This window comes from Winogradskyella sp. (assembly GCF_003712105.1).
Classification (GTDB): domain Bacteria; phylum Bacteroidota; class Bacteroidia; order Flavobacteriales; family Flavobacteriaceae; genus Winogradskyella.
The window spans coordinates 424,972-450,488 of the sequence record NZ_RHLG01000002.1 but is presented as its reverse complement, the minus strand read 5'-3'; the positions used below and the strand labels follow the sequence as shown (position 1 = coordinate 450,488).

The window sequence follows — 25,517 nt, the reverse complement described above, 5'->3', positions numbered from 1 at the left end:
TATGACAAACTTATTTCACTTCTTCGAAGTCTACGTCTTCAACGTTATCGCCTTCGGCTTCTGCTTGACCTTGTGCAGCTCCTGCATCAGGACCAGCAGCACCTCCTTGAGCCTCTGCTTGTGCTTTATACATTTCCTCGCTAGCTACTTTCCAAGCTTCGTTGATTTTTTCTAAAGCCGGTTCTATAACTGCTAAATCTTTAGTCTCGTATGCTTTCTTAAGTTCTTCAAGAGCATCTTCGATTGGCTTTTTCTTATCGTCAGATAATTTATCACCAAACTCAGATAATTGATTTTCAGTTTGGAAAATCATAGCATCAGCTTGATTTAACTTTTCAGCAGTTTCTTTTGCTTTAGCATCTGCTTCTGCATTTGCCTCAGCCTCCGCTTTCATCTTTTCGATTTCTTCTTCTGTTAATCCAGAAGAGGCTTCGATACGGATATCTTGTTTTTTACCAGTAGCTTTGTCTTCTGCAGATACTTTAATAATACCATTAGCATCAATATCGAAAGTTACCTCGATCTGTGGTACACCACGTTTTGCTGGTGGAATTCCATCTAAGTGGAAACGACCAATAGTTTTGTTATCTGCTGCCATTGGACGCTCACCCTGTAATACGTGAATCTCTACCGATGGCTGATTGTCCGCTGCTGTTGAGAACACTTGCGACTTCTTAGTAGGAATCGTAGTGTTAGCATCAATAAGCTTAGTCATTACGTTACCCATAGTTTCGATACCAAGAGATAATGGTGTTACGTCTAATAGTAATACGTCTTTAACATCACCTGTTAATACACCACCTTGAATACCAGCACCAAGAGATACAACTTCGTCTGGATTAACACCTTTGCTTGGTGCCTTACCGAAGAAATCTTCAACTGCTTTTTGTACCGCAGGAATACGTGTAGAACCACCTACTAGAATGACCTCATCAATATCAGATTTTGATAATCCTGCAGATTTTAATGCAGTTTCACATGGCTCTATTGTTCTTTTGATTAAATCGTCAATTAATTGCTCAAATTTAGCACGAGATAATGTACGTACTAAGTGCTTAGGACCACTAGCTGTAGCCGTTACATATGGTAAATTAATCTCTGTTTGTGAAGACGATGATAATTCTATCTTAGCTTTTTCAGCAGCTTCTTTAAGACGTTGTAAAGCCATTGGGTCTTTACGTAAGTCCATATCTTCGTCAGCAATGAATTCTTCAGCTAACCAGTCTATAATTCTTTCATCAACATCATCACCACCTAAATGTGTATCACCATCAGTTGATAATACTTCGAATACACCGTCACCTAGTTCAAGGATAGATACATCATGCGTACCACCACCAAAATCGAATACTACGATTTTTTGGTCAGTACCTTTTTTATCCATACCGTAAGCTAATGCCGCAGCTGTAGGCTCATTAATAATACGCTCTACTTTAAGTCCTGCTATTTCACCAGCTTCTTTTGTCGCTTGACGTTGCGCATCGTTAAAGTAAGCCGGTACAGTAATTACAGCTCTACTAACATCTGCTCCTAAATAATCTTCAGCAGTTTTCTTCATTTTTTGAAGAATCATCGCTGATAATTCTTGTGGTGTGTATAGACGACCATCGATATCCACACGAGGCGTATCGTTATCACCTTTTACCACTTTATATGGTACACGTTCTGCTTCGTTTTTAGATTCTGAATATTTATTACCCATAAAACGTTTAATAGAATAAACTGTTTTTGTAGGGTTTGTTACTGCCTGACGCTTAGCTGGGTCACCAACTTTAATTTCGCCACCTTCAACAAAAGCAATAACTGAAGGTGTTGTTCTTTTACCTTCTGCATTAGGGATTACAACAGGCTCATTACCTTCCATTACTGAAACACAAGAGTTTGTTGTACCTAAATCGATTCCAATAATCTTACTCATAGTTTGTTTATAGTTTTAAAAGTTTCCGCTTACGCAGAAATTATAATATGATTCAATTTTAATTCGATTTGTTTATGTCAATGATTATGCCAGTAGAAAAAATATGACATCATGTCACATAAAAAATTTAAAACAAAAAAATCCTATGAGATTTATGGTATGACATTTGATACGATAAAAGAAAAACTCTCTTTATTATGAAACGCATACTTACCCTAATTACTGTTTTTGGATTACTATTTACTGCTTGTGAAGGCCCACAAGGACCTCCGGGATTTGATGGCTTTGATGGACAAGATGGCGCTATTATAGCTTCTTCAGCGTTTGAAATTGTAGTTGACTTTAATGCTGCGAACAATTTTGAATTTATAGAACCTTACGGATTTGATGTATTTCCTACTGACGTTACCTTAGTTTATATTCTTTGGGATACCATCAATGGACAAGATGTATGGCGATTAATGCCACAAACTATAATCTTCCAAGATGGAAATGATCTTGTATATAATTTTGATTTCACACAGTTAGATGTACGCTTCTTCCTTGAAGGTTCTGATCTTGATAACCTTGATGATGTATGGACGCAAGACCAAGTATTTAGAGTGGTAGTAGTACCAGCAGATAATGTTGGACGAGTAGACTATTCAGATATTAATAATGTAATGGAACTATATAATATAGATAGCTTTCCAAGACGATAATTATCAAATAAAATATATTACAAAGCCTGAAACTATTTTCAGGCTTTTTTATTTGGCATTATTCAAAACCTTACTTAAACAACATCTATATTTGCACTAACAAAATCAATCTTATAAATGGAAAGTATTTCTGTTTTTGACATGCTGAGTATTGGTGTTGGACCTTCAAGTTCGCATACGCTTGGACCTTGGAGAGCTGCAAAATCTTGGATTGAAAAATTGCAGCGAGAAGAAGAGTTTACCATGGTTGCAAGTGTTTCGGTGGAATTGTATGGTTCTCTTGCTTTAACTGGTAAAGGTCATGCCACGGATATTGCTGTAGTTATGGGATTATTAGGTACTGACCCAGTAACTTATCCCATAGAAAATATTACCAATGCAATTGACGATTTAAAAGACAGTAATACCTTAAAATTAAATTCAGAAAAACTGATTCCCTTTAATTTTAATGAAAGTATTGTTTTTAATAGAGCATTCTTAGATTTTCATCCTAATGGGTTGACTTTTAAAGCCATTTTACGCAACGGTAAAGAAGTTACAGACACCTATTATTCTATTGGTGGTGGATTTGTGGTACAAGAAGAACGTAAACGTGCTAAGCGACAAATTGAGAAATTCAACACACTTCCTTTCCCTATTGAGAAAGCTACAGAACTCTTAGCCTATTGCAATACACAAGGTGTATCTATTAGCGAACTGGTTTTAAAAAATGAATTGTCATTACGTGACCCTGATAGAATAGACGATAAATTAAAAGCTATTTGGGATGTAATGCTCGATAGTATGTATGTCGGCTGCCATACTGAAGGTATTTTACCTGGTGGACTTAATGTAATTCGTAGAGCATACGAGACGCACAAAAAACTTAAAGGAGATACACCATACAATAATGCTGTCGAATGGATATACGCTATTAGAAATACCGAAGTAAAGTTTAGGCAGATTTTAAAATGGGTATCCTGCTTTGCTTTGGCTGTAAATGAAGTAAACGCCTCTTTGGGACGTGTAGTCACGGCACCAACAAATGGTAGTGCTGGTGTTATTCCTTCCGTTTTGATGTATTACTTGGTTATCGAAAATCATGATGGGAATTTTGATGATATTAAAAAGTTTCTTTTAGTAGCAGGAGAAATCGGAAGTTTATTTAAAAAAGGAGCAACCATATCTGCGGCTATGGGTGGCTGTCAGGCTGAGATTGGTGTATCTTCTGCAATGGCTGCTGGTGCATTAACAGAACTTATGGGTGGCTCTCCTGAACAAGTTCTTATCGCTGCCGAAATAGCTATGGAGCATCACTTAGGGTTAACCTGTGACCCAATTGGTGGATTGGTTCAAATTCCTTGTATTGAGCGCAATGCTATGGGCGCTATTAAAGCTATTAACGCCTGCGAAATGGCTTTAGATAGAAATCCAAAAGATACCAAAATACCTCTGGATAAGGTAATTGCAACAATGTGGGAAACAGCCAAGGATATGGCTTCCAAATATAAAGAAACAAGTGAAGGTGGCTTAGCAGTACAAGTAAACTTAAGCGACTGTTAGTTCTTAGTCATAGCTTTACAGCCTTGTCGTCTTCTGGTATCCACCAAATAGATAATTTTCCAGTCTTCCTCTACCTTTACAAGTTGAAAAGAGTTTACACCACAATGGCTAAAGTTTCCATCAAACCAAAACTCGTATGGTGTCCAAGCATTGGCCATGTTACCATCAATTTTAATATCAAATCCAAGTAATTTTTCCTCAAAAGTTTTGTCTTTAGGAATACCGGCAATACTTCTTACAAACTGATTGTAATCATTTTCGCTTAATCTGGTTTTGCCTTCTTTATTCTTAGAGATAGACTGTAATTGAACATTTCCTTTTGCCATGCTCTTAAGCTTAACAGTATCTTGCTTATGGAATGCATCAAAGAATTCAATAATAGTTTCTTTCACGTTTTCTTCTTCAGAATTTTGAGAAAAACCAAAACTTACGAATAATAGTGTAATGGCGAATAGCGTATATTTTTTCATGATGAGTTAATTTCTTTCAAAATACCGTCAAAAATGCATTTCATATTAAAGTTAAACAAAAGTTTAACAAAACTCATTATTTTTACCGTTCACTAATTCACCTAATCTATGTCTGTAGCAAAAAAGGAATACAAACGCGTTACCGTGAAATCATTAGTAGACATGAAGTCTAATGATGAAAAAATATCTATGCTTACGGCATACGATTATACCATGGCAAAAATTGTTGATGGTGCTGGAGTTGATGTTATACTAGTTGGTGACTCTGCTAGTAATGTTATGGCGGGTCACGAAACAACATTACCAATCACATTAGACCAAATGATTTATCATGCATCATCTGTGATTAGAGCAATTGACAGAGCATTAGTTGTGGTGGATTTACCTTTTGGAACTTACCAAAGCGATCCAAAAGAAGCTTTGCGTTCTGCTATACGAATCATGAAAGAGTCTGGCGGACATGCCGTAAAACTTGAAGGTGGCAAAGAAATAAAAGATTCAATAAAACGAATCCTGAACGCTGGTATACCTGTTATGGGACATTTAGGATTAACACCGCAATCGATATACAAATTTGGGACTTACACAGTTAGAGCCAAAGAAGAACAAGAAGCTTTGCAGCTTAAAGAAGATGCAAAAATGCTAGAAAGAATAGGTTGCTTTGCTATTGTTTTAGAAAAAATACCAGCTGCACTAGCAAAAGAAGTTGCTGAAAGTGTTTCGATTCCTATAATTGGTATTGGTGCTGGCGATGGTGTAGATGGTCAAGTTCTTGTACTACACGACATGATTGGAATGACACATGAGTTTAATCCGCGTTTTTTAAGACGTTACATGAATCTTTACGAAGACATGACCAAAGCTATTGGTCAGTATGTTGAAGATGTAAAATCTCAAGATTTTCCTAACGATAAAGAACAGTATTAAACTAAATGATTTCGGTAAAAGAGATTATTAAAACCCTTGATTTGCAGCCACATCCAGAAGGTGGTTACTTCAGAGAAGTTTATAGAAGCGAAGGTGTAATTCCAAATTCAAACCTAACAGATAATTTTCAAGGCGATAGAAATTATGCAACAAGCATATACTATTTATTGGAGTCAGGTGACTTTTCTGCGTTTCATAAGATTAATCAAGACGAGACTTGGCATTTTTACATAGGAGATGCTATAGAACTACATGTTATCTCTGAAAATGGAAGCCTCAGTACCATTAAAATTGGTAATGATATAAGTAATGGAGAAATTCCTCAATTTACAGTACAAAAACACGATTGGTTTGCTGCAAAAGTTAAAAATCCTGACACTTTTGCTTTGGTGGGTTGTACAGTATCTCCAGGGTTTGATTTTAGAGATTTTGAATTAGCATCGCATGACATGCTTGTTGAAAAATATCCTGAGCATAAAGCTTTAATAAAAGCATTTACCAGACACTAATGCAAAGGGGTAATAAACTATTATCGAATAAAGATAATCTTCAGGTGATTTACGAGGATAATCACATTATTGTAATAAATAAACGTTCTGGCGACATTGTACAAGGAGATAAGACAGGTGATAAACCATTAAGTGATGTGGTTAAAGCGTATATCAAGGAAAAATACAACAAGCCTGGAAATGTATACCTAGGTGTTGTACACCGATTAGATAGGCCAACAACAGGAATTGTTCTTTTTTCTAAAACTAGTAAAGCACTACCACGATTAAACAAGCTATTTGCTGAAAAACAAGCTAAAAAAACATATTGGGCATTAGTAAAAAATGAGCCATCAAAACAAAAAGATACGCTAATAAATTGGCTAAAAAAGAATCCAAAAAACAACAAGTCTAGAGCATACATTAAAGAAGTAGAAAACAGCAAAAAAGCTATACTTCATTATGAAATTAAAAAGCGTCTAGATAATTTCTTTTTACTCGAGATTAATCTTGAAACCGGAAGACATCACCAGATTAGATCACAATTATCTGCTATTGGTTGCCCAATTAAAGGCGACTTAAAGTATGGTTACGAACGCAGTAACAAAGACGGAAGTATTAGTTTACATGCAAGATATCTTGAATTTATTCATCCTGTAAAAAAAGAACTTATTAAGATTGAAGCACCTTTACCAAACGACAAGCTTTGGAGCGTATGTCTTTGATTAATAGTGGATTAATTGAAACCTAACTGAATCTCTTTCCTTTTTTTGACTTAGTAGATTGATAGCGTTTTCTGAAAGTTGTAATACTCTTGGATAACCGCCAGTGGTTTGGCAATCGCGCATGAGTATAATTAATTGTCCTGAAGACGTTAGTTGCACTGTTCCAGGTAATACAGGTCCAGTAAGAATAGATGGTAAATCGTTTTTAATTAACGGCTTAACTTGGTATGCCATACGACTATAAAGCTGACCAATAATAAAATCTTCTGAAAATAGTTGTTCTCTTTGTAATTCTGAAAGAAATTGAAATTCTGGACCTTCGTAAACCTCTAATACTTTAGATTTAAAATCCAATGTTTTCAATTTTGAATATGATGGCTCAGTGGCATGTTCTTTATATTCCTCTATTAATAACTCATCACCTTTGGCGATAACATTTTGATTGGTAATAGTCTGGTAAGAACTTCTGCTTCCTAGTTTAGTTTCAGTTTTAAAACCACCTTTCACTGCCAAATAGGCTCTAAAACCAGATTTTAAATTTCTAAATTTTAATGTATCCCCTTTATTTACGGCAATAATTCTATTGTTTACAATTGGCATATCGTTCAAAACTGGAGAGATATCAGCGCCAGCTATTACAATAAAAGTATCAACATCAAATAAAAGTTCTGGTCCCAACATTGTGATCTCTAGAGTGGCGTCATCAATACTATTACCTAAAAGGTGATTGCTCATATGATAAGAAGATTTATCCATTGCACCACATAAGGGTACGCCCGTGTTACGATAGCCAAGACGGCCTTCATCCTGAATTGTGGAATAAAATCCTGATTTAATAACCTTAATCATACACCAAAGTTGATTTAGGTTGATATAAATTCTCTCTACTCAATTTTAAAATATCCATATAATCGTGTTTGGATATAGGTACAAATTTTATCATATCTCCAGCTTTAACAAAACAAGGTTTTGGGTCTTCAGAATTAAAAAAATTGACTGGAGAATTCCCTAAAATATGCCATCCACCTGGACTATTTTGAGGATAGATTCCGGTCTGTTGTCCACCGATGGCAACAGATCCTCTTTTCACGTTAAGATTTGGTATTGATTTTCGATTAAAATACAATCGTTCATCTAAGCCTCCTAAATACAAAAAGCCAGGTAAAAATCCGATGAAATAAACATCATAAATTGTGTTAGAATGTAGCTCAATAATTTCAGATTTTGACATTTTTTTGGCTATAGAAATATCTTCTAAATCTATTCCGAATTCATCGTCATAACATGTAGGAATCTCCCAAAGTGTTTTTTGTTGTTTATCTTCTGAATTTAAAGACGAATATATCTGTTTTAGCTTAAAAATTTCATCATTGATTTTATCAATAGTATTGTCATAATCAACTAATATTGAATTATATGTATTGATTATTTCAACTTTTTCTTTAATATATAAATCAATGATGGAATTTTTATAGTTTAGGACGTCATTCAAGACATTCCTATCAATAATTGATGGCCATTCTATTAAAATTGAGTGAGGTCCAAAGCGTCTATATTTTAGCTGATACTTCATAAAAAACGCTATAAAATTTTCACATTATTTTCTTGAAGTTTTTGGTGTAGATATTTCAAAATTGCATCTGAATTATTGGTGTCTCCATGTACACAAATTGTATCTGCAAAAAGGTCTACTTCCACTCCACTAATTGTACCAACTTTTCGTTTAGAAATAATATTAAAAACATGTTCAAAAACAGCTTCTTTTTCAGTGATTAATGCATTAGAATTCTGCCTAGAAACCAGACTTAAATTTTCATTATAATTTCTATCGGCAAAAGCTTCATAAACAACATCGACTTGTTGTTCTCCAGCTAAGTTCGCTATCACCGAATTGTAAGGTGCGTAAAGTTTCAATCTTTTATCAACATCAATAATGACATCCAAAACTAGTTTAGCTAACTTTTCATCTTTAGTTGCCAAATTATAAAGCGCGCCATGAGGTTTTACATGATGCATTTTTAAACTTTCAGCTTCTAAAACTGATTGTAAACTCCTTATTTGGGATTTTAAACTTTCAAATAACACATCTTGAGCAATCACCATTTCTACTCTGCCAAAGCTCTCCTTATCAGGAAATGAAGGATGCGCACCTATTTTCACATTATGGCTTTTAGCAAGCTTAACAACATGCACCATAGTGCTAATAGTACCTGCATGGCCACCACAAGCAATATTACATGATGATAGATAAGGCATCAGTAACTCTTCATTGCCTATACCTTCACCAACATCTGCGTTAATATCTATTTGATAGTTTGGCATCTAAATAATATTAAAAACACTTAATAATCCTTTTACCCCCAAACCTATTGTAACTAAGACAATAATAACTCCAAGTATATTTTGAAGTTTAGAATTTTTATAACTTCCTAAAACTGACGATTTGTTTACAACCCAAAGCAGAAATCCAGCAATTACAGGCAGTAACAATCCATTTGCAACTTGAGCAAATTTTATAATTTCAATAGATTTAAAACCAATACTTGAGAACAATACACCTAAAACTAAAATAAATATCCATACAGTTCTGAACCTAAAGGATTTTAAGTTAGCATTCCAACCTAGACAGCCATTAGCCACAAAAGCAGCTGCTAAAGGCGCTGTTATAGCACTAGTAATACCGGCAGCAAACAAGCCCAATGATAGGAAGTACTTGGCATTGATACCAAACAAAGGTTCAAGACCTTTTGCTAAGTCTGACGCATTAGAAATATCTTGCGATTGAATGACTGAAGCAGACACAATAATACACATTGAGACTATACCACCAAGTATCACTGCAATAACTGTATCCTTTTTTGCAAAGCTTAAATCAGATTTATTTTTCCATTTTGTTTTTGCCAATGAGGCGTGCAAAAAGAGATTGTAAGGAACAACTGTAGTGCCTATTAAACCAATAATAATGAGGATACTATCTTTTGGGAATTTAGGAATAAAAAGTCCACTTAATATTTCTGAGAAATTCGGCTTTGTAATAATAGCTGTGGTTAAAAAGGCTAAACTCATCAGAATGACCAACCCAACTAAAAAGCGTTCTAGAATTTTATAATTACCGATATAAAGTAAAACAAATGCTACAAGACCAATAATTATTGGCGTCAATTTGATACTTAGATCACCTATTGCAAATTCCAAATTACCAAAAACTGTTTCTATCCCTAATGCTCCGCCACTAATATTTCCTGCTTCGTAAGCTGCATTGCCAACCACAATAGCACTAAGAATTAAGAATAAAGCAAAACCTTTAACAAATGGACTTTTCAGCTCTTGCCTTATAATTTCTGATAATCCTTTTTGCGTTACAACTCCAAGACGTGCCGCCATTTCTTGTAATACGATAGTTGCCACAATAGATAGCAGCATAGCCCAAAGCAAAACATAACCAAACTTAACACCAGCTAATGTACATATGGTTACAGTTCCGGGACCAATAAATGCGGCAGCTACCAATGGTCCAGGACCAATATTCTTGAAGAAACTCTTCATGACTACTCTATTGAATTCAGTGCATAAATTGCAAAACTACCAAGCCAATGACCACCTTCGTAGCTATCACCAACAATACTTGGCAGTGAATAATTAATATGCTGATTTGCAATGGTTTTAAGATGTTGAAACTCTGGTAAGTCTTTAGCGATATAGTTAAGACTCCAAGCTCGAGAAAAGTTAACACCATCAAGATGAACGAGTTTACCATCTTTTCTATCTGATACTTTTCCGGTTTCGAGTTTAAATGTTTTGTCTTTAAGTTGTGGAAGAAATTTACTAATCCATATTGTAAATTCTTCTTTAGACAATACACGTTTCATTAATGCCGCTTCCTCTAAGCAAGGAGACAAAAAGTCAAAACCACTTGGTTCCCAAGTTATTGGACAACCATTATCATTGGAGTAAAAGTCTTTTGCACGTTGTTCTATGAGTGTTTTTAAGTCTTCACGGCCAACAGTAATGGCATAATCGTAAGCAAAACTCAACCCAAATGCAGTGTTAGGGTGTTCTCCTACTCTAATAGGGTAATTTAGTTTAGGCAGAAACTCTAAGTAACGTTCTACAATCAAATCTGTTAAAGGCTGCAAATTTATTTCTGCTTTCCTTGCTACTAAATGATCCCATTTATGTAATTCTTCGGCTAATTTTAATAACCAAGCCCAACCATAAGTACGCTCATAGGATTTATTATGTTTTCCTTCAAAATATTCTATTTCCTTAAGTATGTTGTCCTTAGAAATACTCTCTAATAACCAATGATTGATTTCAGCATCCTTTTCTAACCCTTTAAATTGACGCATTAAGCTCACCATACTCCAATGCCCATGTACAGCAGAATGCCAATCGAAACAACCATAGAATGTAGGATGTAATTCTTGAGGTGATTGTAAATCTTCATCTCCTCCAAGTGTTTGGCCTAAACGGTTAGGATATTCAGTACTTACACAAGCTAGTGGCAGTTCTGCCAAACGATTTGCTTGTTCTAAATCTAATTTAGGAATACTGACTTGCGCTTCATTAGTACTTTTGGTCTCTTCTTTTTCTTTATTGGTATTACAACCAAAGACAATTAATGCTAGTATAAGAATGCTAAGATGTTTCATGATTTTTATTAGATAACACCTTCAAAAATACGATTTACAATTCATCACTTTTAATTTATATTAGTTTATCTTTCTCATTATATTAGCACTATCATTAATTAGAAGACGTTATATTTCTGAATGAAAGACCCTAAGCGTAAAAAAAAATGGATTAGAACTTTGCAGTTCTTAGCCGCGTATCTTGTTGCCGCGTGGACTTTTTTACAATTTATTGATTGGATTTTGAACCGGTATGATATTTCGCCTAATTGGGTAGACTTATTATTATGGGTTTTTATTGGTGTTATACCTTCTGTACTTATTTATTTCTACAATCAAGACCGCATTAATAGTGGTATACTCAAATTAAGAGAAAAAATTATTTTCCCTCTTAATTTTATTCTCTTGGCTGTGGTCACTTATTTTGGTTTTGGTAATTCTGATTTAGGTGCAACAACCAAAGAGATAAGTTATACTAATGATGATGGTGTTTTAGCAACACAACTTATCACTAAGGAAGAATTTAGAATCGGTGTACCTATTTACGGATTTAAGAATTTAAATGAAAACAAGTCCGAAGATTGGTTACGTTACGGTATAGGACAATTATTAGAAGAAGACCTCTTCCAGAATAAGAGTCTTAGTCCTGATTTTTCTTTTTTTACCGATACATCCACAAAGATTGAAGAATCATCGCTTTTTAATGATTTCTACATAGATGGTGATTATAAAAACGAAGATGGTGTTTATACCATTAATGCCTACAAAAGGAAATCTACCAATGGGAAAATTTTAGCTCAAAACACTTTTTCCGGCGAAGATTTGTTACCGCTTATTGATGAGATAACAGTTTTTGTTACTGAAAACTCTGGATTCTTAGAAACAAAAAAACTTCGATATCTAGATTATCCTATTAATGAGTTTATGAGCAATTCTATAGATGCCATTAAAGAATATATTAATGGCAACTACAATAAAGCAGTAGCAATAGATAACAGATTTGCCTTAGCCTATTTAGCATACGCCAAAAAATCTATGCGAATTAGTCGAGGAAAGCTAGAAGTTCAGGATTTAGCAGACAAGGCTTTTGAAAATAGAGGACGATTACCACTTCAAAAACAACTAGAGGTACACATACAACGAAATTTAGCTTATGAGAATTTTGACGAAGCCGCAGAACAAGTAAAATTGCAATTAGAAGTAGATCCTTTAAATGATTTCTACAATGAGGTATTATTCAGTATTTATGGTGAAACTCGCCAAACGGATAAGTATCTTGAATCTTCGGGTAAACTTTTTGATATTACACAAAGCCCAGACACTGGTACAAACTTAGCTATTGCAGCCATGGTAAATGGTGATGACGATATGCTGATTGATGAGATTAAAAAATATGAACTAATAAGTCCAAACTTAAAGTTGTTTAGAATTCAACCGCTTTTATTTAAAGGGGAAGTTGAAAAGGCTGAAGCCATTTTAAAGGAAATGGAAGTTATGTATCCAAACAATAAAAGAAGAGCAAGTGTTTACGATTCTGCGGTAGCATATATAAAAGAAAATGGATATGACATTTCGAAATTTAAAAATTTTGAAGGTCAATTTCGTTCTGGATTTAATGAGCAAATCCATACCTATTGGATACAACATAACAGACTAATTCAATATGTGAAGAATCAGACCATGCATGCCCTATTGCCAGGTGGAAAAAATTCGATGGTGTCTGGTTTTATGAATAATGAGACTTACAAATATGATTTAATCCTTAATGAGGCAGGCAAACCAATTGGCATGAACTTTAATGAGGTGAATTACAGAAGTACTAATTCATTTTGGTTCTGGAAAGAAGACGAAGCTATTATAAAAGCCCATGATGCTTATGATAATGGCAATTATGAGGACGCCGTTACATTATATGAGATTGCCAGTGAAGCAAACCCAAAACACGCCTATTTACAAAATATGATAGCGTATTTAAACTACATCAAGGAAAATGATGAAGCACTGATACTAGAACAGAATAAGTCATTTGCTGGTGATTATGGCCCAAGAAAATTTTGGATTGAGGACGGTAAATTTTTCTACAAACGTAAAGACGATAATTCGGAATTGGCTAAGGTTGAATTACTACCAATTTCTAAAAACAGATATATGGATTTAACCAGACTAGGCACTATTATGGCATTTGAAGAAGATGATTCTGGTAAAATGGCTTCAAAAAGTTATAGTTATATCATTGGAAAAGAACTAGCCTTTGAGTGGAAGCACGATATTGGCAACCAAACTACGAGTAATTACTTTTTGAAGGATGAGTAAACTAACCCAACCAACCTTCTCTATCTAAGCTTCTGTATTGAATAGCCTCACTGATATGATGTCCTAAAACCTGCTCTGAATCCTCCAAATCAGCAATAGTTCGTGATACTTTTAATATTCTATCGTAAGCTCTTGCTGAGAGATTTAAACGTTCCATAGCAGATTTTAATAATTGTAAAGAACCGTTCTCAAGCTTACAGTATTCTCGTATGTGCTTGGTATTCATCTGTGCATTGTAATGCACAGCATCTAAAGCTTTAAATCTAGCTGACTGAACTTCTCGTGCTTTCGTAACTCGGTTGCGGATATCTACTGAAGATTCTGCCTTTGTGTGATCTGAAAGTTTTTCAAAAGGTACTGGAGTAACTTCAATATGTATATCTATTCGGTCTAAAAGTGGTCCTGAAATTTTCCCCATATACCGTTGCATTTCTGCAGGACTTGAGGTTACAGGTGCATCAGGGTCATTAAAATATCCACTAGGACTCGGATTCATACTAGCCACCAACATAAACGATGAAGGGTATGTTACTGTAAACTTAGCCCTTGAAATAGTGACTTCTCTATCTTCTAATGGTTGCCGCATGACCTCAAGAACTTCCCGTTTAAACTCTGGTAATTCATCTAAAAACAAAACACCGTTATGCGATAACGAAATTTCGCCGGGTTGCGGATAACTGCCACCACCAACTAATGCTACATTAGATATAGTATGGTGTGGACTTCGAAATGGACGTTGCGACATTAATCCAGTATGTGCCTTAACTCTTCCAACCACAGAATGAATCTTAGTAGTCTCTAATGCTTCATGTAAAGTCATTGGTGGTAATATACTCGGTAGTCGCTTTGCCAACATGGTTTTACCAGAACCTGGCGGACCAATAAGAATAATATTATGTCCACCTGCAGCAGCAATTTCCATACAACGTTTTATACTTTCTTGCCCTTTAACATCAGCAAAATCAAACTCAGGAACATCAAGATTTTTATAAAATTCCTCACGTGTATCTATATGTGTGTGTTCTAATACTTCACCTTTATTAAAATGATTAATCACTTGGGTGATATTGTTAACGCCATAAACGTTTAAGTCGCTAACTATGGCTGCTTCTTTGGCATTTTGGTTTGGTAAAATAAAATGTTTAAATCCTTCTTCTCTTGCTTTTACCGCAATTGGTAAAGCTCCTTTTATGGGCTGAAGAGAACCATCTAATGACAACTCACCCATTATAAGGTAATCTTCTAAATTATCTGCTTTTATTTGATTAGAGGCTGCTAAAATCCCAATAGCAAGTGTTACATCGTACGCTGAGCCTTCTTTACGCAAGTCTGCAGGCGCCATGTTAATGGTGATTTTTTTACCAGGAATTCTAAACCCATTATTATTCAAAGCAGCTGCTATACGGTAATTACTTTCTTTTATGGCGTTATCTGGCAACCCCACTAAATGGTAACCAACACCTTTATCAATATTGACCTCAACTGTTATGGTAGAAGCCTCAACACCAAATACGGCACTTGCAAAAACTTTTTTGAGCATGTGTTAAATAGGAATCTAAGTTATTAAGCTTTAAGAGTTTCCTTATTAAACTTGCAAAACTAAGTCAATATGTAGCTAATAAATTGTGCAATCGTTTTATCGGTGGTTACTATTTGTTAAGCGGATGTTATCGGCGATTTTCGGTAAAATTCGGTGTTAAATTTTGATTACAAGAAAAAATAACTGGTGATAATCTAGTTTTTAACAAACTTAAGAGTCTGTAAAGCATTATCTGATTCTAGTTTTAAGAAATATATACCCTCAATTAAATTTTTAACATCTAAGGCATATTCGAAGGTATTTGAATTTAGAGATACCATTCTTAGTAACCTACCATTCATATCATAAACAGAAATTTGATTAACAGACAATTTGGATGTGATATAAAGCGTGTTATTAGTTGGGTTTGGATAAATACTAATTTTATTAGTCTCAAAATCATCTATTGATAATGCAGCATTAACAAATTCTGTCGAAACTGTATTAGTTACAATTGCAGGATTAAAATCGAAATAAATATCTGCAACGCCATTTACGATATCACCGACTACGACATCATTCTTAGGTTTAATTTTAAAAGTAATATAGCCGTGTGAATTGGCCTCATCTGTAGAACTATCAGGTAGATTGATATTATTGAAAATAAATTCTATGCTATTACCATCTGTAATTTCTACGCGACCATTATGACTCAAGCTCTGTAATTGCATAGTAGTCCAATCTAATTGATCATCTAATATATGGTCTACTCTTACATTAATAGCACTAGCGGTTCCAGTATTTTGAAAACGGATAATATAATGTAAGTACTTATCCGCATCATCAATTAACACCTCATCACCTTCTAAAACCCTAATATCATTAGGGTCATAAGAGCCAATAACAGTTTGGTTTAGCTCAAATGTATTGTCATTTTCTGTTGCATCACCTGAAATTGGTGTTATGGAGGCTGTTGAGACTAAGATGTCATTAATATTGGTTATAGGTGGTGCAAATACATTAAACTCCAAATCTATAGTTCTTGTCTCAAATGGATTTAAATCTGCATAATTAAAGGTAAGACTATTCGATGTTTGAGATGTTACAGTTTCGCTTGCTGACAAAAATTGGAGCTTACTATCATCAAACTCAAATGTAATATCTCCACTCAATTGTGTTGTACCATTATTGTTAAAGACCAACTGATAGCTTGTATCAAAACCTGGGCGTGGGTCATCTATATTAGGATATGTAACAATATTAACATCATTAACCGTAGATATTGGTGTTATACAGAAATCGATTATGTCTGTATTATTCACTCCAGTAAAGCTAGATATTTCTGAAACTGGATCTACAGTATAATATGATGGAAGATTGTTAATCATAGTAGTTTCAAAATCCCCTTCATTTACTCCTAATGAATAACTACCATTTTCACTTGAAAATGTTGAAAAACTATCATCTCCATTATCGGCAACAACCATAACTTGGTTAATAAATTCTGATGATTGACAATCTTGGCCATTAGCAGAATATGTAATCGTACCAGAAATTTCATTACCTATATCATAAAGAAAATTCTCACACCAGTATAGAGTACCTGTTTGAAGCAATCCTGTCGCAGATACTATATCAAAATCATTATCACCATCAACATCAGCAACAGAGAAATCTTTAGATCCAAAATTATCAGTGATAGTTAAGGGTAAACCAAAATCACCATCGCCATCCATATTTCTGTACCAGGTAATTTTTGAGCCTCCGGTTATAATATCTATATTACCATCTAAGTCTACATCAAATCCTTGGGCAGTTGAAATACTGTTAGAATTTTGACTAATAATTAACTCACTAGAACTAAAATCACCAAGCCCATCACTGTTTCTGTACAAAGAAACTTCCGAACTGAAAAATTCTTCATGAGCAATTAAAATATCTAAATCAGAATCACCGTCTACATCTGCCAATGACATATGTTTTAACTCGTCAAAATCTGAAGAAGAAGATATTTGATTTCGAGGACCAAAAGTTCCATTCCCGTCCAAATTCTCAGTCCAAAATACCCCATATGATGAGCCCCAATCTACACCAAGAATTAAATCAACATCTCCATCTGAATCGATATCAGAGGCTATTATAGAAATAACATCCTCGACTCCATTTTGATCAAAAACTAGTACCTCATCTTCAAAACGACCATTAATATTTTCATGTACAAATATTTCACCGCCAGCAAGACCTCCAGTACATATTATAATATCCTGATCATTGTCACCATCAATATCAGCATGAGTGAAATTAGCAAAATTAAAAGTTTGATTTTCAACAATCGTTGGTTCGTCAAAATTACCGTTTCCATCTAAATTTTCATACCAAAAAATATCTCTGGAAGACGTTTCATAACCAAGAACATCAATATCTAAATCACCATCAATATCGACAGGATAAACTTTATCACCTATTCCAGCAGAAGGAAAGTCAAGTAAGTAACGGGTTCTATACTCTCCATCATCATTTGGATACCAATTAATTACATTCCTAGTATTTGCAAGGATATCCAAATCGCCATCATTATCCAAATCGCATAAATCAATAGATTTAGGGTTGCTAAAGTAATTTGAAACAGATTTTTCTAACATTGAAAAGTCACCCAATCCATCTAAATTTTCATACCAAACTAATTCTGATGAAACAATGTCAAAATCACCATCGCCATCAAAATCTCCAGCAGAAACATAATTGGCAGAACTAGCACTGGTAGTTAAATTTTGTTGTGAACCAAAGCTACCCATACCATCTAAATTCTCATACCAAGAAATTTTATTTATACCCGAACCAAAAGAGGCTGACATTACATCAATATCATTATCACCATCTAAGTCTTCAGCATATACAGATGCAGATAAAGTAGCTTCAGTAGTTATAATAGCTCCACTAAAATTTCCATTACCATCTAAATTCTCATACCAAGAGACATTACTACTATAAACAGCTAATATATCTAAATCAGAATCATTATCTATATCTGCAACAACTACTTGATCATAACCATCAAAAGGATAACTAGCTATTAATTGGATTGTTCCAAAATCAGCGGTTTGACTATTTAAATTCTCAATCCAATATACACCACCTCCATTACCATCGGTCGCAAAAACAATATCATTATCGTTATCATTATCCATATCTGCAACAACAACTGATGTAGCACCTCCTTGGATCCCAATTATATTTTGACTACCAAAACTACCTAATCCATTAGTATTTTTATACCACGCTATTTTACCATCGTTAAGAGATACCGAAACAACATCAGGATATCCATCACTGTCAATATCTGCAATGTAGACATCTCTTGGCCTGTTAACACTAGAGGTAATTAAATTTTGCGGACCAAAATTACCCAACCCATCTAAATTTTCATACCAGACTATTCTTCGTTCATTTGCAGTATTTGAATCGATAGCTGCAACAATATCAATATCACTATCACCATCTATATCTGCGCCGTATACAGAATATATTTGAAAAGTTGATTCGACTTCCGTAGAATGAAAAATTCCATCTCCATCTTTATTATCAAACCAAACTATTTGCCCTATACTTGAAGATAATATATCCTGATTACCATCACCGTTAATATCTACTACCCTAATACATGAAGCTGATAATGCATGACTATCTTCGTGAAAAATTAGTCTATCTTCAAAACTAATCTGACTAAAACCAAATTGAAAGAAAAATAGTAACGCAAGTTGTAAGTAAAACTTCTTCATTTAATTTATTTTCGACTAATTAAATAATTATATTCTACAATACAAACTCCAAAGCTCGTTTTTCGTTGTAATAAAATTCTCTCTTGTTTATAAACCCCACATGCCCGCCATGATTAGGCATTTCTAAGTATACATTTGGATTTTCTTCTGCTTCTTTTATTGGGTAACAACTATCTGTCAAACCCTTAAATGGTAACCACACCTTTATCTAAATTAAATTCAAAAGTTATGATTGTTACTTCAACATAAAAAATAGCATGGCAAATACTTTTTTAAAGCATTAATTATCTTTTTAAAGTAAAATGAGAACTATATGATTTAAGAAGGCCATCTATTGTTTTATAATTAACTAGAAACCAATAATCGTTTGTTGGCATATTAACCCCATTATAAGTACCATTCCAATATGGTTTAGAAGGATTCAAAGATGTTAATAATTTGCCATATCTATCATAAATAAAAACGATATAACTACAATCACTTAGAGTGTCTAAGTACCAAAAATCATTATATCCATCGTTATTAGGTGTAAAAAACTTTTTAATTCTAAAACAATCCTCCTCAACATTCTGAAGGCAATCAATAATAACCTGTCCCAAAGTATCTTCACAACCTGTCGCATCTTCTGTAACAACAATATTATCATAACTACCAAATGGTAAACCTGTAATCTCTGCATTACCACTAGCATCTGATTGTAAATTTAAACTCACAGGTGTACCCTGATAATCATATGTTATTACATAGTTTGTATTTGACAATAATTCGGATATAACAATACTACCATCAGATAGCCCACAAAAACTAGCATCAGTAAATGAAATTGATGCATCTAGCTGTGTTGATTCTAATTCCAATAAACCTATCCCATCCGTACATGACAAGACAGTATCTACAACCATAATATTTTCATACTGGCCTGAACTCAATCCTATTATTAGAATCTCTCCATTTGAATCAGCGGTATAAATATCTTGAACCAGTACAGAATTATAAAAATAATCCACAACATAAGATTGATTTGGAACTAAATCTGAGATTACTATTTCTCCATCTTCAGAACTACATGATGAAGGATCGGAAGCAGTGAAAGATAAAATGAAATCTGGTTCATCAATAATGATCTGTCCCAAAGTATCTTCACAACCTGTCGCATCTTCTGTAACAACAATATTATCATAACTACCAAATGGTAAACCTGTAATCTCTACATTACCACTAGCATCTGATTGTAAATTTAAACTCACAGGTGTACCCTGATAATCATATGTTATTACATAGTTTGTATTTGACAATAATTCGGATATAACAATACTACCATCAGATAGCCCACAAAAACTAGCATCAGTAAATGAAATTGATGCATCTAGCTGTGTTGATTCTAATTCCAATAAACCTATCCCATCCGTACATGACAAGACAGTATCTACAACCATAATATTTTCATACTGGCCTGAACTCAATCCTATTATTAGAATCTCTCCATTTGAATCAGCGGTATAAATATCTTGAACCAGTACAGAATTATAAAAATAATCCACAACATAAGATTGATTTGGAACTAAATCTGAGATTACTATTTCTCCATCTTCAGAACTACATGATGAAGGATCGGATGCAGTGAAAGATAAAATGAAATCTGGTTCATCAATAATGATCTGTCCCAAAGTATCTTCACAACCTGTCGCATCTTCTGTAACAACAATATTATCATAACTACCAAATGGTAAACCTGTAATCTCTACATTACCACTAGCATCTGATTGTAAATTTAAACTCGAAGGTGTACCCTGATAATCATATGTTATTACATAGTTTGTATTTGACAATAATTCGGATATAACAATACTACCATCAGATAGCCCACAAAAACTAGTATCAGTAAATGAAATTGAAGCATCTATATTAGATATTAATATATCTTCAGAGTAATTAAAAGATTGCCCATTAGAAATAACAGTTAGCTCTATAGTGTATATACCTGCAGATGTATAGGTATGAGTAGGGTTTTCATCTTCAGAAGTAGTACCATCACCAAAATCCCAAGTTAAACTATCATAGTTTTGGGAAATAGCAGCATTAAATTGTGTTGGTTCTCCTAAGCAATTACTTTGTGTTTGAAAACTTATTTCAAATAGAACAGGGGAAAAAGACGGTAAACCCAACAAACATCTGCGTCCCTCCAAATACAAGTCATTACTTTGATAATCGCATCCCGTTCCAACTATGTTTGGATTATTTATCGCATCAAGATAAAGGCTTTGGAATTTTGCTACATAAATTTTGCCATCAGGACCTAATTGTAGAGCTGCATTTTGTGTTGTTCCAATACTAACAGGGAGTTGAGAATCAATTATATCCGTTGATGAACCTGCCAGCAAATTGTATTGAAAAACTGAAATCCCTCGAATACTTACATATAATACTTGACTATTAGGTGAAAATTCTACTCCATAAACTGATGTCGAAAATGTTTCATTAGCATCTGGAGTATCAAATAATGTAACAGGGTTAGAAACAATTCCTGTTGAAGTGTTAAAATCGAATAATTGAACTTCGGATAATCCAGTAGCTCTTGCGACCGCCAACTTAGTACCATCTGGAGATATCTTTATTTGTCCGATTGGATAATTATCCCAATTTGAGCTAAAAACTAAAGTACCAACTGCACTTATTACGGGTGTTGTATTTATACCTGAACTGGAAACACTATAAGCAATAAACTCATTACTATTTGATTTATGACTTATAACCCATAACCCATCATTATTCGCATTTTTGACCGCAACAAGTTTTTCAGTTGTAGGTGTATGAAGCATAATATTCTTATTTGCAGTAACACCTCCTAAACCAAAATCTAATGACATATCTACTTCAGAATATTGTAAACCGTCAGGTCCAACTAAATCATCAACTGTAAAAATATAATAAATATCAGGGTCATTTGGTTTACTAACTATAAGTGCTGAATGTGTGCTGCTCTCATTACCGTTCAAGTCATTGCCATTTAGCATAACTTGATGATTTTTATTCCAAACAGTTACACCATCAGTATAGAATAATAGGCTACCATTAGCGTCAGAAATTATTGAAGAACCTTCTACTGTATCTATCTGACCATTTAATAAAGCAACTGGAACATTTGTATTAAAATCTATACCAGCATTTTCACCAAAATACCAAACATTATGTTCACCTTGAGAAAAAACAGAGGTATTTAAAAAAATAATTAATATTAATAGTAATAAGTTCTTCAACATTTTTTTATAATGTTAGGTGATTTTAAGTTTTGCTTTAGACTCAACAAATTAAATAACTTGATATTATGCAAAAATGGTTCATTTTCTTTTACTAACCTCTAAATTATAAATGAAATTACCAATTTCACATACATGCTGTTAACTCTTCATTTAAACCAACCCAAAAAGTTTTAGTTTAAACATCAACTCTAAAATTACTATGTATAGATTTTTTGATGATGAACTTAGATTTACTATACCTCTATATCAATGCTTATCAATAAATTCTATGGCTCTCCACTCATTATAGTATAAATTCTTCTTATCGATAAACCCCACATGCCCGCCATGATTTGGCATTTCTAAGTATACATTTGGATTTTCTTCTGCTTCTTTTATTGGGTAACAACTATCTGATAAAAACGAATCATTTTTTGCATTAATAATTAACGACGGTACTTTAATATTGGGTAAGAACTGAAGTGAGCTACACTTATCATAATAGTCGTATGCATCTTTAAAACCATGCGCTTTTGAGGTGTAGATATGATCGAACTCAATAAGGTTCGTAATAGCATCATAATCTGCTTTAGTAATCTTATCTGGGTAGTGCTCTAGCTTAGGTTTTAATTTTGCTTTTAAATGCTTCAAGAATCGAATAGCATAATGTTTGTTCTTCCAGCTTAATAACTCATCACAAGATCCTTTAAGATAACAAGGTACCGATACAGCAATAACAGCCTTAACTTCACTAGGTACATTATCTCGCTCACCGACATACTTCAATGCCATATTTGCACCTAAGCTTATACCTTTTATATAAACTTCACTATACTGATTTTTTGACAGAACATGATTTACAACAGCCTCTAAATCTTCAGTTGCACCAGAATGATAACTACGATACAAGGTGTTAGGTTCACCACTACAACTCCTAAAGTTTACGGCACATGCATCAATACCATTTGCATTGAATAGCTTAGCAGGTGCTGTCATATAAGGGCGTTGGCCATTACCTTCTAATCCATGTAAAAGAATAATAACCTTATCCGTTTTTTGTTGTGTATAACTCCAGTCTAAATCCAGAAAATCACCGTCTGGTAGGGTCATACGTTCTCTTGTTTGAACTACGCCATTAACACGGCGCACTAGACCTGAATAAACAGTTGACACAAAACTAGTTCTCGCCCAAATGGGCGCCTTATATGTTGGTTGGATTATTGGCATTTACTCTCAAAAGTAAGACCTTTCGACTGCACTTCGACTTCGCTCAGTGACCACGCTCAAGGTGACAACAGATAAACTTTTATTTTAGAACTGTAAACTCAATAGAAGAATCATTATAAACTTTATGCGTTTGCGCTTTAAAATCTTCTTCCTTGGCTAGAAAAATATTATCGACGTATGTCTGTGGATTTGCATCTATATAAGGGAAAAATGTACTCTGAACTTGTACTTGAATTTTATGCCCTTTCTTAAATGTATGAAACACATCTTGTAGCTTTAAATTAACCGCAGTTTTTTGGTTTGGTACAAATGGTTCTGGGTCACTCATACTATTTCTAAAACGTCCACGCAATACTTCACTGCGCACCATCATATGATAATTGCTTAGTTTTAAATGGTCTTGAATATCATCTGTGTTTTCAGTTTCTCCAGGAAATACATCTACCACTTTTACAATCCAGTCGGCTGCTGTACCAGTAGTAGATACATTTAATTTAGCCATAATATCGCCAGCGAGTGTAACATCATTTTCTAATACTTGTGTTTCAAAGGTCAACACATCTGGACGGCGAGATGCAAAACGCTGGTCGTCAGTCATAAATTTTCGAGGTGTAAAGCCAACCTTAATGTCTTCAGTATATGGTACTGGTTTTTTTGGATCACTCACAAAATCCGAAGTTGCAATATTACGTGTTGCCTGTTGTGTTAAACGTTCGTCTGGCTGTAAAAAGTAACTTTCAGTCGATACATTTTGTGGTGGCCACGTTTCAAAAGACTGCCATACTTTTTTACCAGTATCAAACATATGCGCCTCTGGTAAACCTGTATTACCATCTGCTTCTCCTTTTAGGAAATGATTAAAGAATTTAGTTTCAATTTCTTTCTGGAAATAGTCCGATATCCCATCACCAAAATGAATATTCCCAATGACTTGACGCTCTTTGTTTCTTGCCCAATCGCCATGACTCCAAGGTCCAAATACAACCGTATTGTAGTTATCACTATTTTGCTCAATGCTTTCATAAGTATTATATGGCCCATATAAGTCTTCAGCATCAAATTGTCCACCAACAATCATGGTTGCCGGCTTAATATCTTTTAAATGCTGAATAATACCTCTGCTCTTCCAAAATTCATCGTAAGTAACGTGCGTCTTTAACTGTTCCATAAACACATTGTCTTCACCGTAGAATTTATCTAGCTTACTCAAAGGCATGTTATCAAGGAAAAATTGATGTTGATCTTCAGTTCCTAAATCTGGGAACTCGTACCATGATTCTGTTGTTGGTGTGTCTTTCATATACCCAAAAACCGAAGTTGCTCTCCAATAGCTCAATAAATAAGCACCGTTATGGATAAAATCATCAAAGAAGAAATCACCAATACATGCTTGCGGTGATGCGGCTTTTAATGCTGGATGCGAATCTAATAACGAATAAGTTGTATAAAACCCTGGGTACGAAATACCGTAAGTGCCAACTTTACCATTATTGTGTGCTACATTGTTTACTAACCATTCTATCGTATCGTAAGTATCACTAGCTTCATCTGTTTGATCACCGGTTTTATTTGGAATGTAAGCGCGCATGTTATCGTAAACACCTTCACTATTCCATCTTCCACGAACATCTTGATAGACCATAATGTTACCTTCTTCCATTAAATATTTGTTTGGTCCAACTTTAGAAGGAAATTCATTTTCGCCATAAGGACGACAACTATATGGTGTACGTTTTAATAAAATAGGATAGGTTTTAGACGTGTCTTTCGGTGTGTATATTGTAGTATGGAGTTTAATTCCGTCTCGCATTGCAATAGTAACTTCCTTTTTGGTGTAGTTATCCTTTACATACGTATCGGCTTCAGAAGTTTCGTTAATATCAATGGCTTGATGCTCTGTTTCTTTACAATTTATAAGTAGAATTGAAAAAAGTGCTAGGAGTAAAATTCTTTTTGACATATGGGTTAGTTTTTTTGACGCCTAAAGATAGTTCATTCTAGAGAATGATTTGAGAAAGAAATGTTAATGCTTCGACTT

At 34.2% G+C, this 25,517-nt stretch carries 19 protein-coding genes; 6 read left to right on the top strand and 13 right to left on the bottom strand.

The features are described from left to right. Positions 1-10 precede the first annotated feature (10 nt). A complete protein-coding gene (dnaK, locus tag ED556_RS06545; RefSeq protein ID WP_296320991.1) occupies positions 11-1,918 on the bottom strand; it encodes a molecular chaperone DnaK in 1,908 nt (635 codons plus the stop codon). 197 nt (positions 1,919-2,115) lie between these two features. Here dnaK and ED556_RS06540 point away from each other — a divergent pair, with 197 nt between their 5' ends. Then, positions 2,116-2,619, top strand: coding sequence for a hypothetical protein (locus ED556_RS06540; protein WP_296320988.1), 504 nt, complete (start codon positions 2,116-2,118; stop codon positions 2,617-2,619). Between the two features lie 117 nt (positions 2,620-2,736). Then, a complete protein-coding gene (locus ED556_RS06535; RefSeq protein WP_296320985.1) occupies positions 2,737-4,161 on the top strand; it encodes an L-serine ammonia-lyase in 1,425 nt (474 codons plus the stop codon). Here ED556_RS06535 and ED556_RS06530 read toward each other — a convergent pair. Then, on the bottom strand, positions 4,158-4,631 hold the full coding sequence (locus ED556_RS06530) for a nuclear transport factor 2 family protein (RefSeq protein ID WP_296320982.1): 474 nt from the start codon (positions 4,629-4,631) through the stop codon (positions 4,158-4,160). The genes ED556_RS06535 and ED556_RS06530 overlap by 4 nt on opposite strands. 108 nt (positions 4,632-4,739) lie before the next feature. Here ED556_RS06530 and panB point away from each other — a divergent pair, with 108 nt between their 5' ends. Genes panB through ED556_RS06515 form a run of 3 tightly spaced genes read left to right on the top strand, consistent with a single transcriptional unit; the run spans position 4,740 to position 6,771 of the window. Beyond that, positions 4,740-5,558 carry a 3-methyl-2-oxobutanoate hydroxymethyltransferase gene (gene panB, locus ED556_RS06525; protein WP_296320980.1) on the top strand — a complete coding sequence of 273 codons (819 nt, stop codon included), beginning with the start codon at positions 4,740-4,742 and terminating at the stop codon, positions 5,556-5,558. A 5-nt stretch (positions 5,559-5,563) separates the two neighbouring features. Then, positions 5,564-6,067, top strand: a complete 504-nt coding sequence (locus ED556_RS06520) for a cupin domain-containing protein (protein ID WP_296320978.1) — start codon at positions 5,564-5,566, stop codon at positions 6,065-6,067. Further along, on the top strand, positions 6,067-6,771 hold the full coding sequence (locus tag ED556_RS06515; RefSeq protein ID WP_296320976.1) for an RluA family pseudouridine synthase: 705 nt from the start codon (positions 6,067-6,069) through the stop codon (positions 6,769-6,771). The genes ED556_RS06520 and ED556_RS06515 overlap by 1 nt, the downstream gene beginning before the upstream one ends. Here the strand turns inward: ED556_RS06515 and ED556_RS06510 are convergent, their stop codons facing one another. From ED556_RS06510 to ED556_RS06490, 5 genes are read right to left on the bottom strand one after another with little or no spacing between them, the layout of a single operon-like run. Further along, positions 6,772-7,620 carry a biotin-dependent carboxyltransferase family protein gene (locus ED556_RS06510; RefSeq protein ID WP_296320974.1) on the bottom strand — a complete coding sequence of 283 codons (849 nt, stop codon included), beginning with the start codon at positions 7,618-7,620 and terminating at the stop codon, positions 6,772-6,774. Next, on the bottom strand, positions 7,613-8,344 hold the full coding sequence (gene pxpB, locus ED556_RS06505) for a 5-oxoprolinase subunit PxpB (protein WP_296320972.1): 732 nt from the start codon (positions 8,342-8,344) through the stop codon (positions 7,613-7,615). Before pxpB ends, ED556_RS06510 begins: the two co-directional genes overlap by 8 nt. Positions 8,345-8,352: 8 nt before the next feature. Continuing rightward, positions 8,353-9,093: a 5-oxoprolinase subunit PxpA gene (gene pxpA, locus ED556_RS06500; protein WP_296320969.1), complete on the bottom strand. Its 741-nt coding sequence runs from the start codon at positions 9,091-9,093 to the stop codon at positions 8,353-8,355. After that, positions 9,094-10,317: an Nramp family divalent metal transporter gene (locus tag ED556_RS06495; protein WP_296320966.1), complete on the bottom strand. Its 1,224-nt coding sequence runs from the start codon at positions 10,315-10,317 to the stop codon at positions 9,094-9,096. A 2-nt stretch (positions 10,318-10,319) separates the two neighbouring features. Further along, the gene (locus ED556_RS06490; RefSeq protein WP_296320964.1) at positions 10,320-11,423 is read right to left on the bottom strand and encodes a DUF2891 domain-containing protein; all 1,104 of its coding nucleotides are present in this window, start codon (positions 11,421-11,423) and stop codon (positions 10,320-10,322) included. A 120-nt stretch (positions 11,424-11,543) separates the two neighbouring features. Here ED556_RS06490 and ED556_RS06485 point away from each other — a divergent pair, with 120 nt between their 5' ends. Next, positions 11,544-13,715 (top strand): tetratricopeptide repeat protein, encoded by a 2,172-nt coding sequence (locus tag ED556_RS06485; RefSeq protein WP_296320961.1) that lies wholly within the window; start codon positions 11,544-11,546, stop codon positions 13,713-13,715. Between the two features lies 1 nt (position 13,716). On the opposite strand, the gene ED556_RS06480 is transcribed toward ED556_RS06485, so the two are convergent. From ED556_RS06480 to ED556_RS06455, 6 genes are all read right to left on the bottom strand, one after another. After that, entirely contained in the window at positions 13,717-15,255 is a 1,539-nt protein-coding gene (locus tag ED556_RS06480; protein ID WP_296320956.1) for a YifB family Mg chelatase-like AAA ATPase, read from the bottom strand. A 194-nt stretch (positions 15,256-15,449) separates the two neighbouring features. Further along, positions 15,450-19,013, bottom strand: a complete 3,564-nt coding sequence (locus ED556_RS06475; RefSeq protein WP_296320952.1) for a T9SS type A sorting domain-containing protein — start codon at positions 19,011-19,013, stop codon at positions 15,450-15,452. 34 nt (positions 19,014-19,047) lie between these two features. Next, positions 19,048-19,215 (bottom strand): hypothetical protein, encoded by a 168-nt coding sequence (locus ED556_RS06470; protein ID WP_366663742.1) that lies wholly within the window; start codon positions 19,213-19,215, stop codon positions 19,048-19,050. Positions 19,216-19,297: 82 nt separating this feature from the next. After that, entirely contained in the window at positions 19,298-22,273 is a 2,976-nt protein-coding gene (locus tag ED556_RS06465; RefSeq protein ID WP_296320949.1) for a T9SS type B sorting domain-containing protein, read from the bottom strand. A 246-nt stretch (positions 22,274-22,519) separates the two neighbouring features. After that, on the bottom strand, positions 22,520-23,479 hold the full coding sequence (locus tag ED556_RS06460; RefSeq protein WP_296320947.1) for an alpha/beta fold hydrolase: 960 nt from the start codon (positions 23,477-23,479) through the stop codon (positions 22,520-22,522). A gap of 79 nt (positions 23,480-23,558) precedes the next feature. After that, positions 23,559-25,439: a CocE/NonD family hydrolase gene (locus ED556_RS06455; protein ID WP_296320945.1), complete on the bottom strand. Its 1,881-nt coding sequence runs from the start codon at positions 25,437-25,439 to the stop codon at positions 23,559-23,561. Positions 25,440-25,517 lie beyond the last annotated feature (78 nt).

Coding starts and splice junctions, on each gene's coding strand:
- dnaK (WP_296320991.1), bottom strand. CDS start 1,918: ATGAGTAAGATTATTGGAATCGATTTAGGTACAACAAACTCTTGTGTT.
- ED556_RS06540 (WP_296320988.1), top strand. CDS start 2,116: ATGAAACGCATACTTACCCTAATTACTGTTTTTGGATTACTATTTACT.
- ED556_RS06535 (WP_296320985.1), top strand. CDS start 2,737: ATGGAAAGTATTTCTGTTTTTGACATGCTGAGTATTGGTGTTGGACCT.
- ED556_RS06530 (WP_296320982.1), bottom strand. CDS start 4,631: ATGAAAAAATATACGCTATTCGCCATTACACTATTATTCGTAAGTTTT.
- panB (WP_296320980.1), top strand. CDS start 4,740: ATGTCTGTAGCAAAAAAGGAATACAAACGCGTTACCGTGAAATCATTA.
- ED556_RS06520 (WP_296320978.1), top strand. CDS start 5,564: ATGATTTCGGTAAAAGAGATTATTAAAACCCTTGATTTGCAGCCACAT.
- ED556_RS06515 (WP_296320976.1), top strand. CDS start 6,067: ATGCAAAGGGGTAATAAACTATTATCGAATAAAGATAATCTTCAGGTG.
- ED556_RS06510 (WP_296320974.1), bottom strand. CDS start 7,620: ATGATTAAGGTTATTAAATCAGGATTTTATTCCACAATTCAGGATGAA.
- pxpB (WP_296320972.1), bottom strand. CDS start 8,344: ATGAAGTATCAGCTAAAATATAGACGCTTTGGACCTCACTCAATTTTA.
- pxpA (WP_296320969.1), bottom strand. CDS start 9,093: ATGCCAAACTATCAAATAGATATTAACGCAGATGTTGGTGAAGGTATA.
- ED556_RS06495 (WP_296320966.1), bottom strand. CDS start 10,317: ATGAAGAGTTTCTTCAAGAATATTGGTCCTGGACCATTGGTAGCTGCC.
- ED556_RS06490 (WP_296320964.1), bottom strand. CDS start 11,423: ATGAAACATCTTAGCATTCTTATACTAGCATTAATTGTCTTTGGTTGT.
- ED556_RS06485 (WP_296320961.1), top strand. CDS start 11,544: ATGAAAGACCCTAAGCGTAAAAAAAAATGGATTAGAACTTTGCAGTTC.
- ED556_RS06480 (WP_296320956.1), bottom strand. CDS start 15,255: ATGCTCAAAAAAGTTTTTGCAAGTGCCGTATTTGGTGTTGAGGCTTCT.
- ED556_RS06475 (WP_296320952.1), bottom strand. CDS start 19,013: ATGAAGAAGTTTTACTTACAACTTGCGTTACTATTTTTCTTTCAATTT.
- ED556_RS06465 (WP_296320949.1), bottom strand. CDS start 22,273: ATGTTGAAGAACTTATTACTATTAATATTAATTATTTTTTTAAATACC.
- ED556_RS06460 (WP_296320947.1), bottom strand. CDS start 23,479: ATGCCAATAATCCAACCAACATATAAGGCGCCCATTTGGGCGAGAACT.
- ED556_RS06455 (WP_296320945.1), bottom strand. CDS start 25,439: ATGTCAAAAAGAATTTTACTCCTAGCACTTTTTTCAATTCTACTTATA.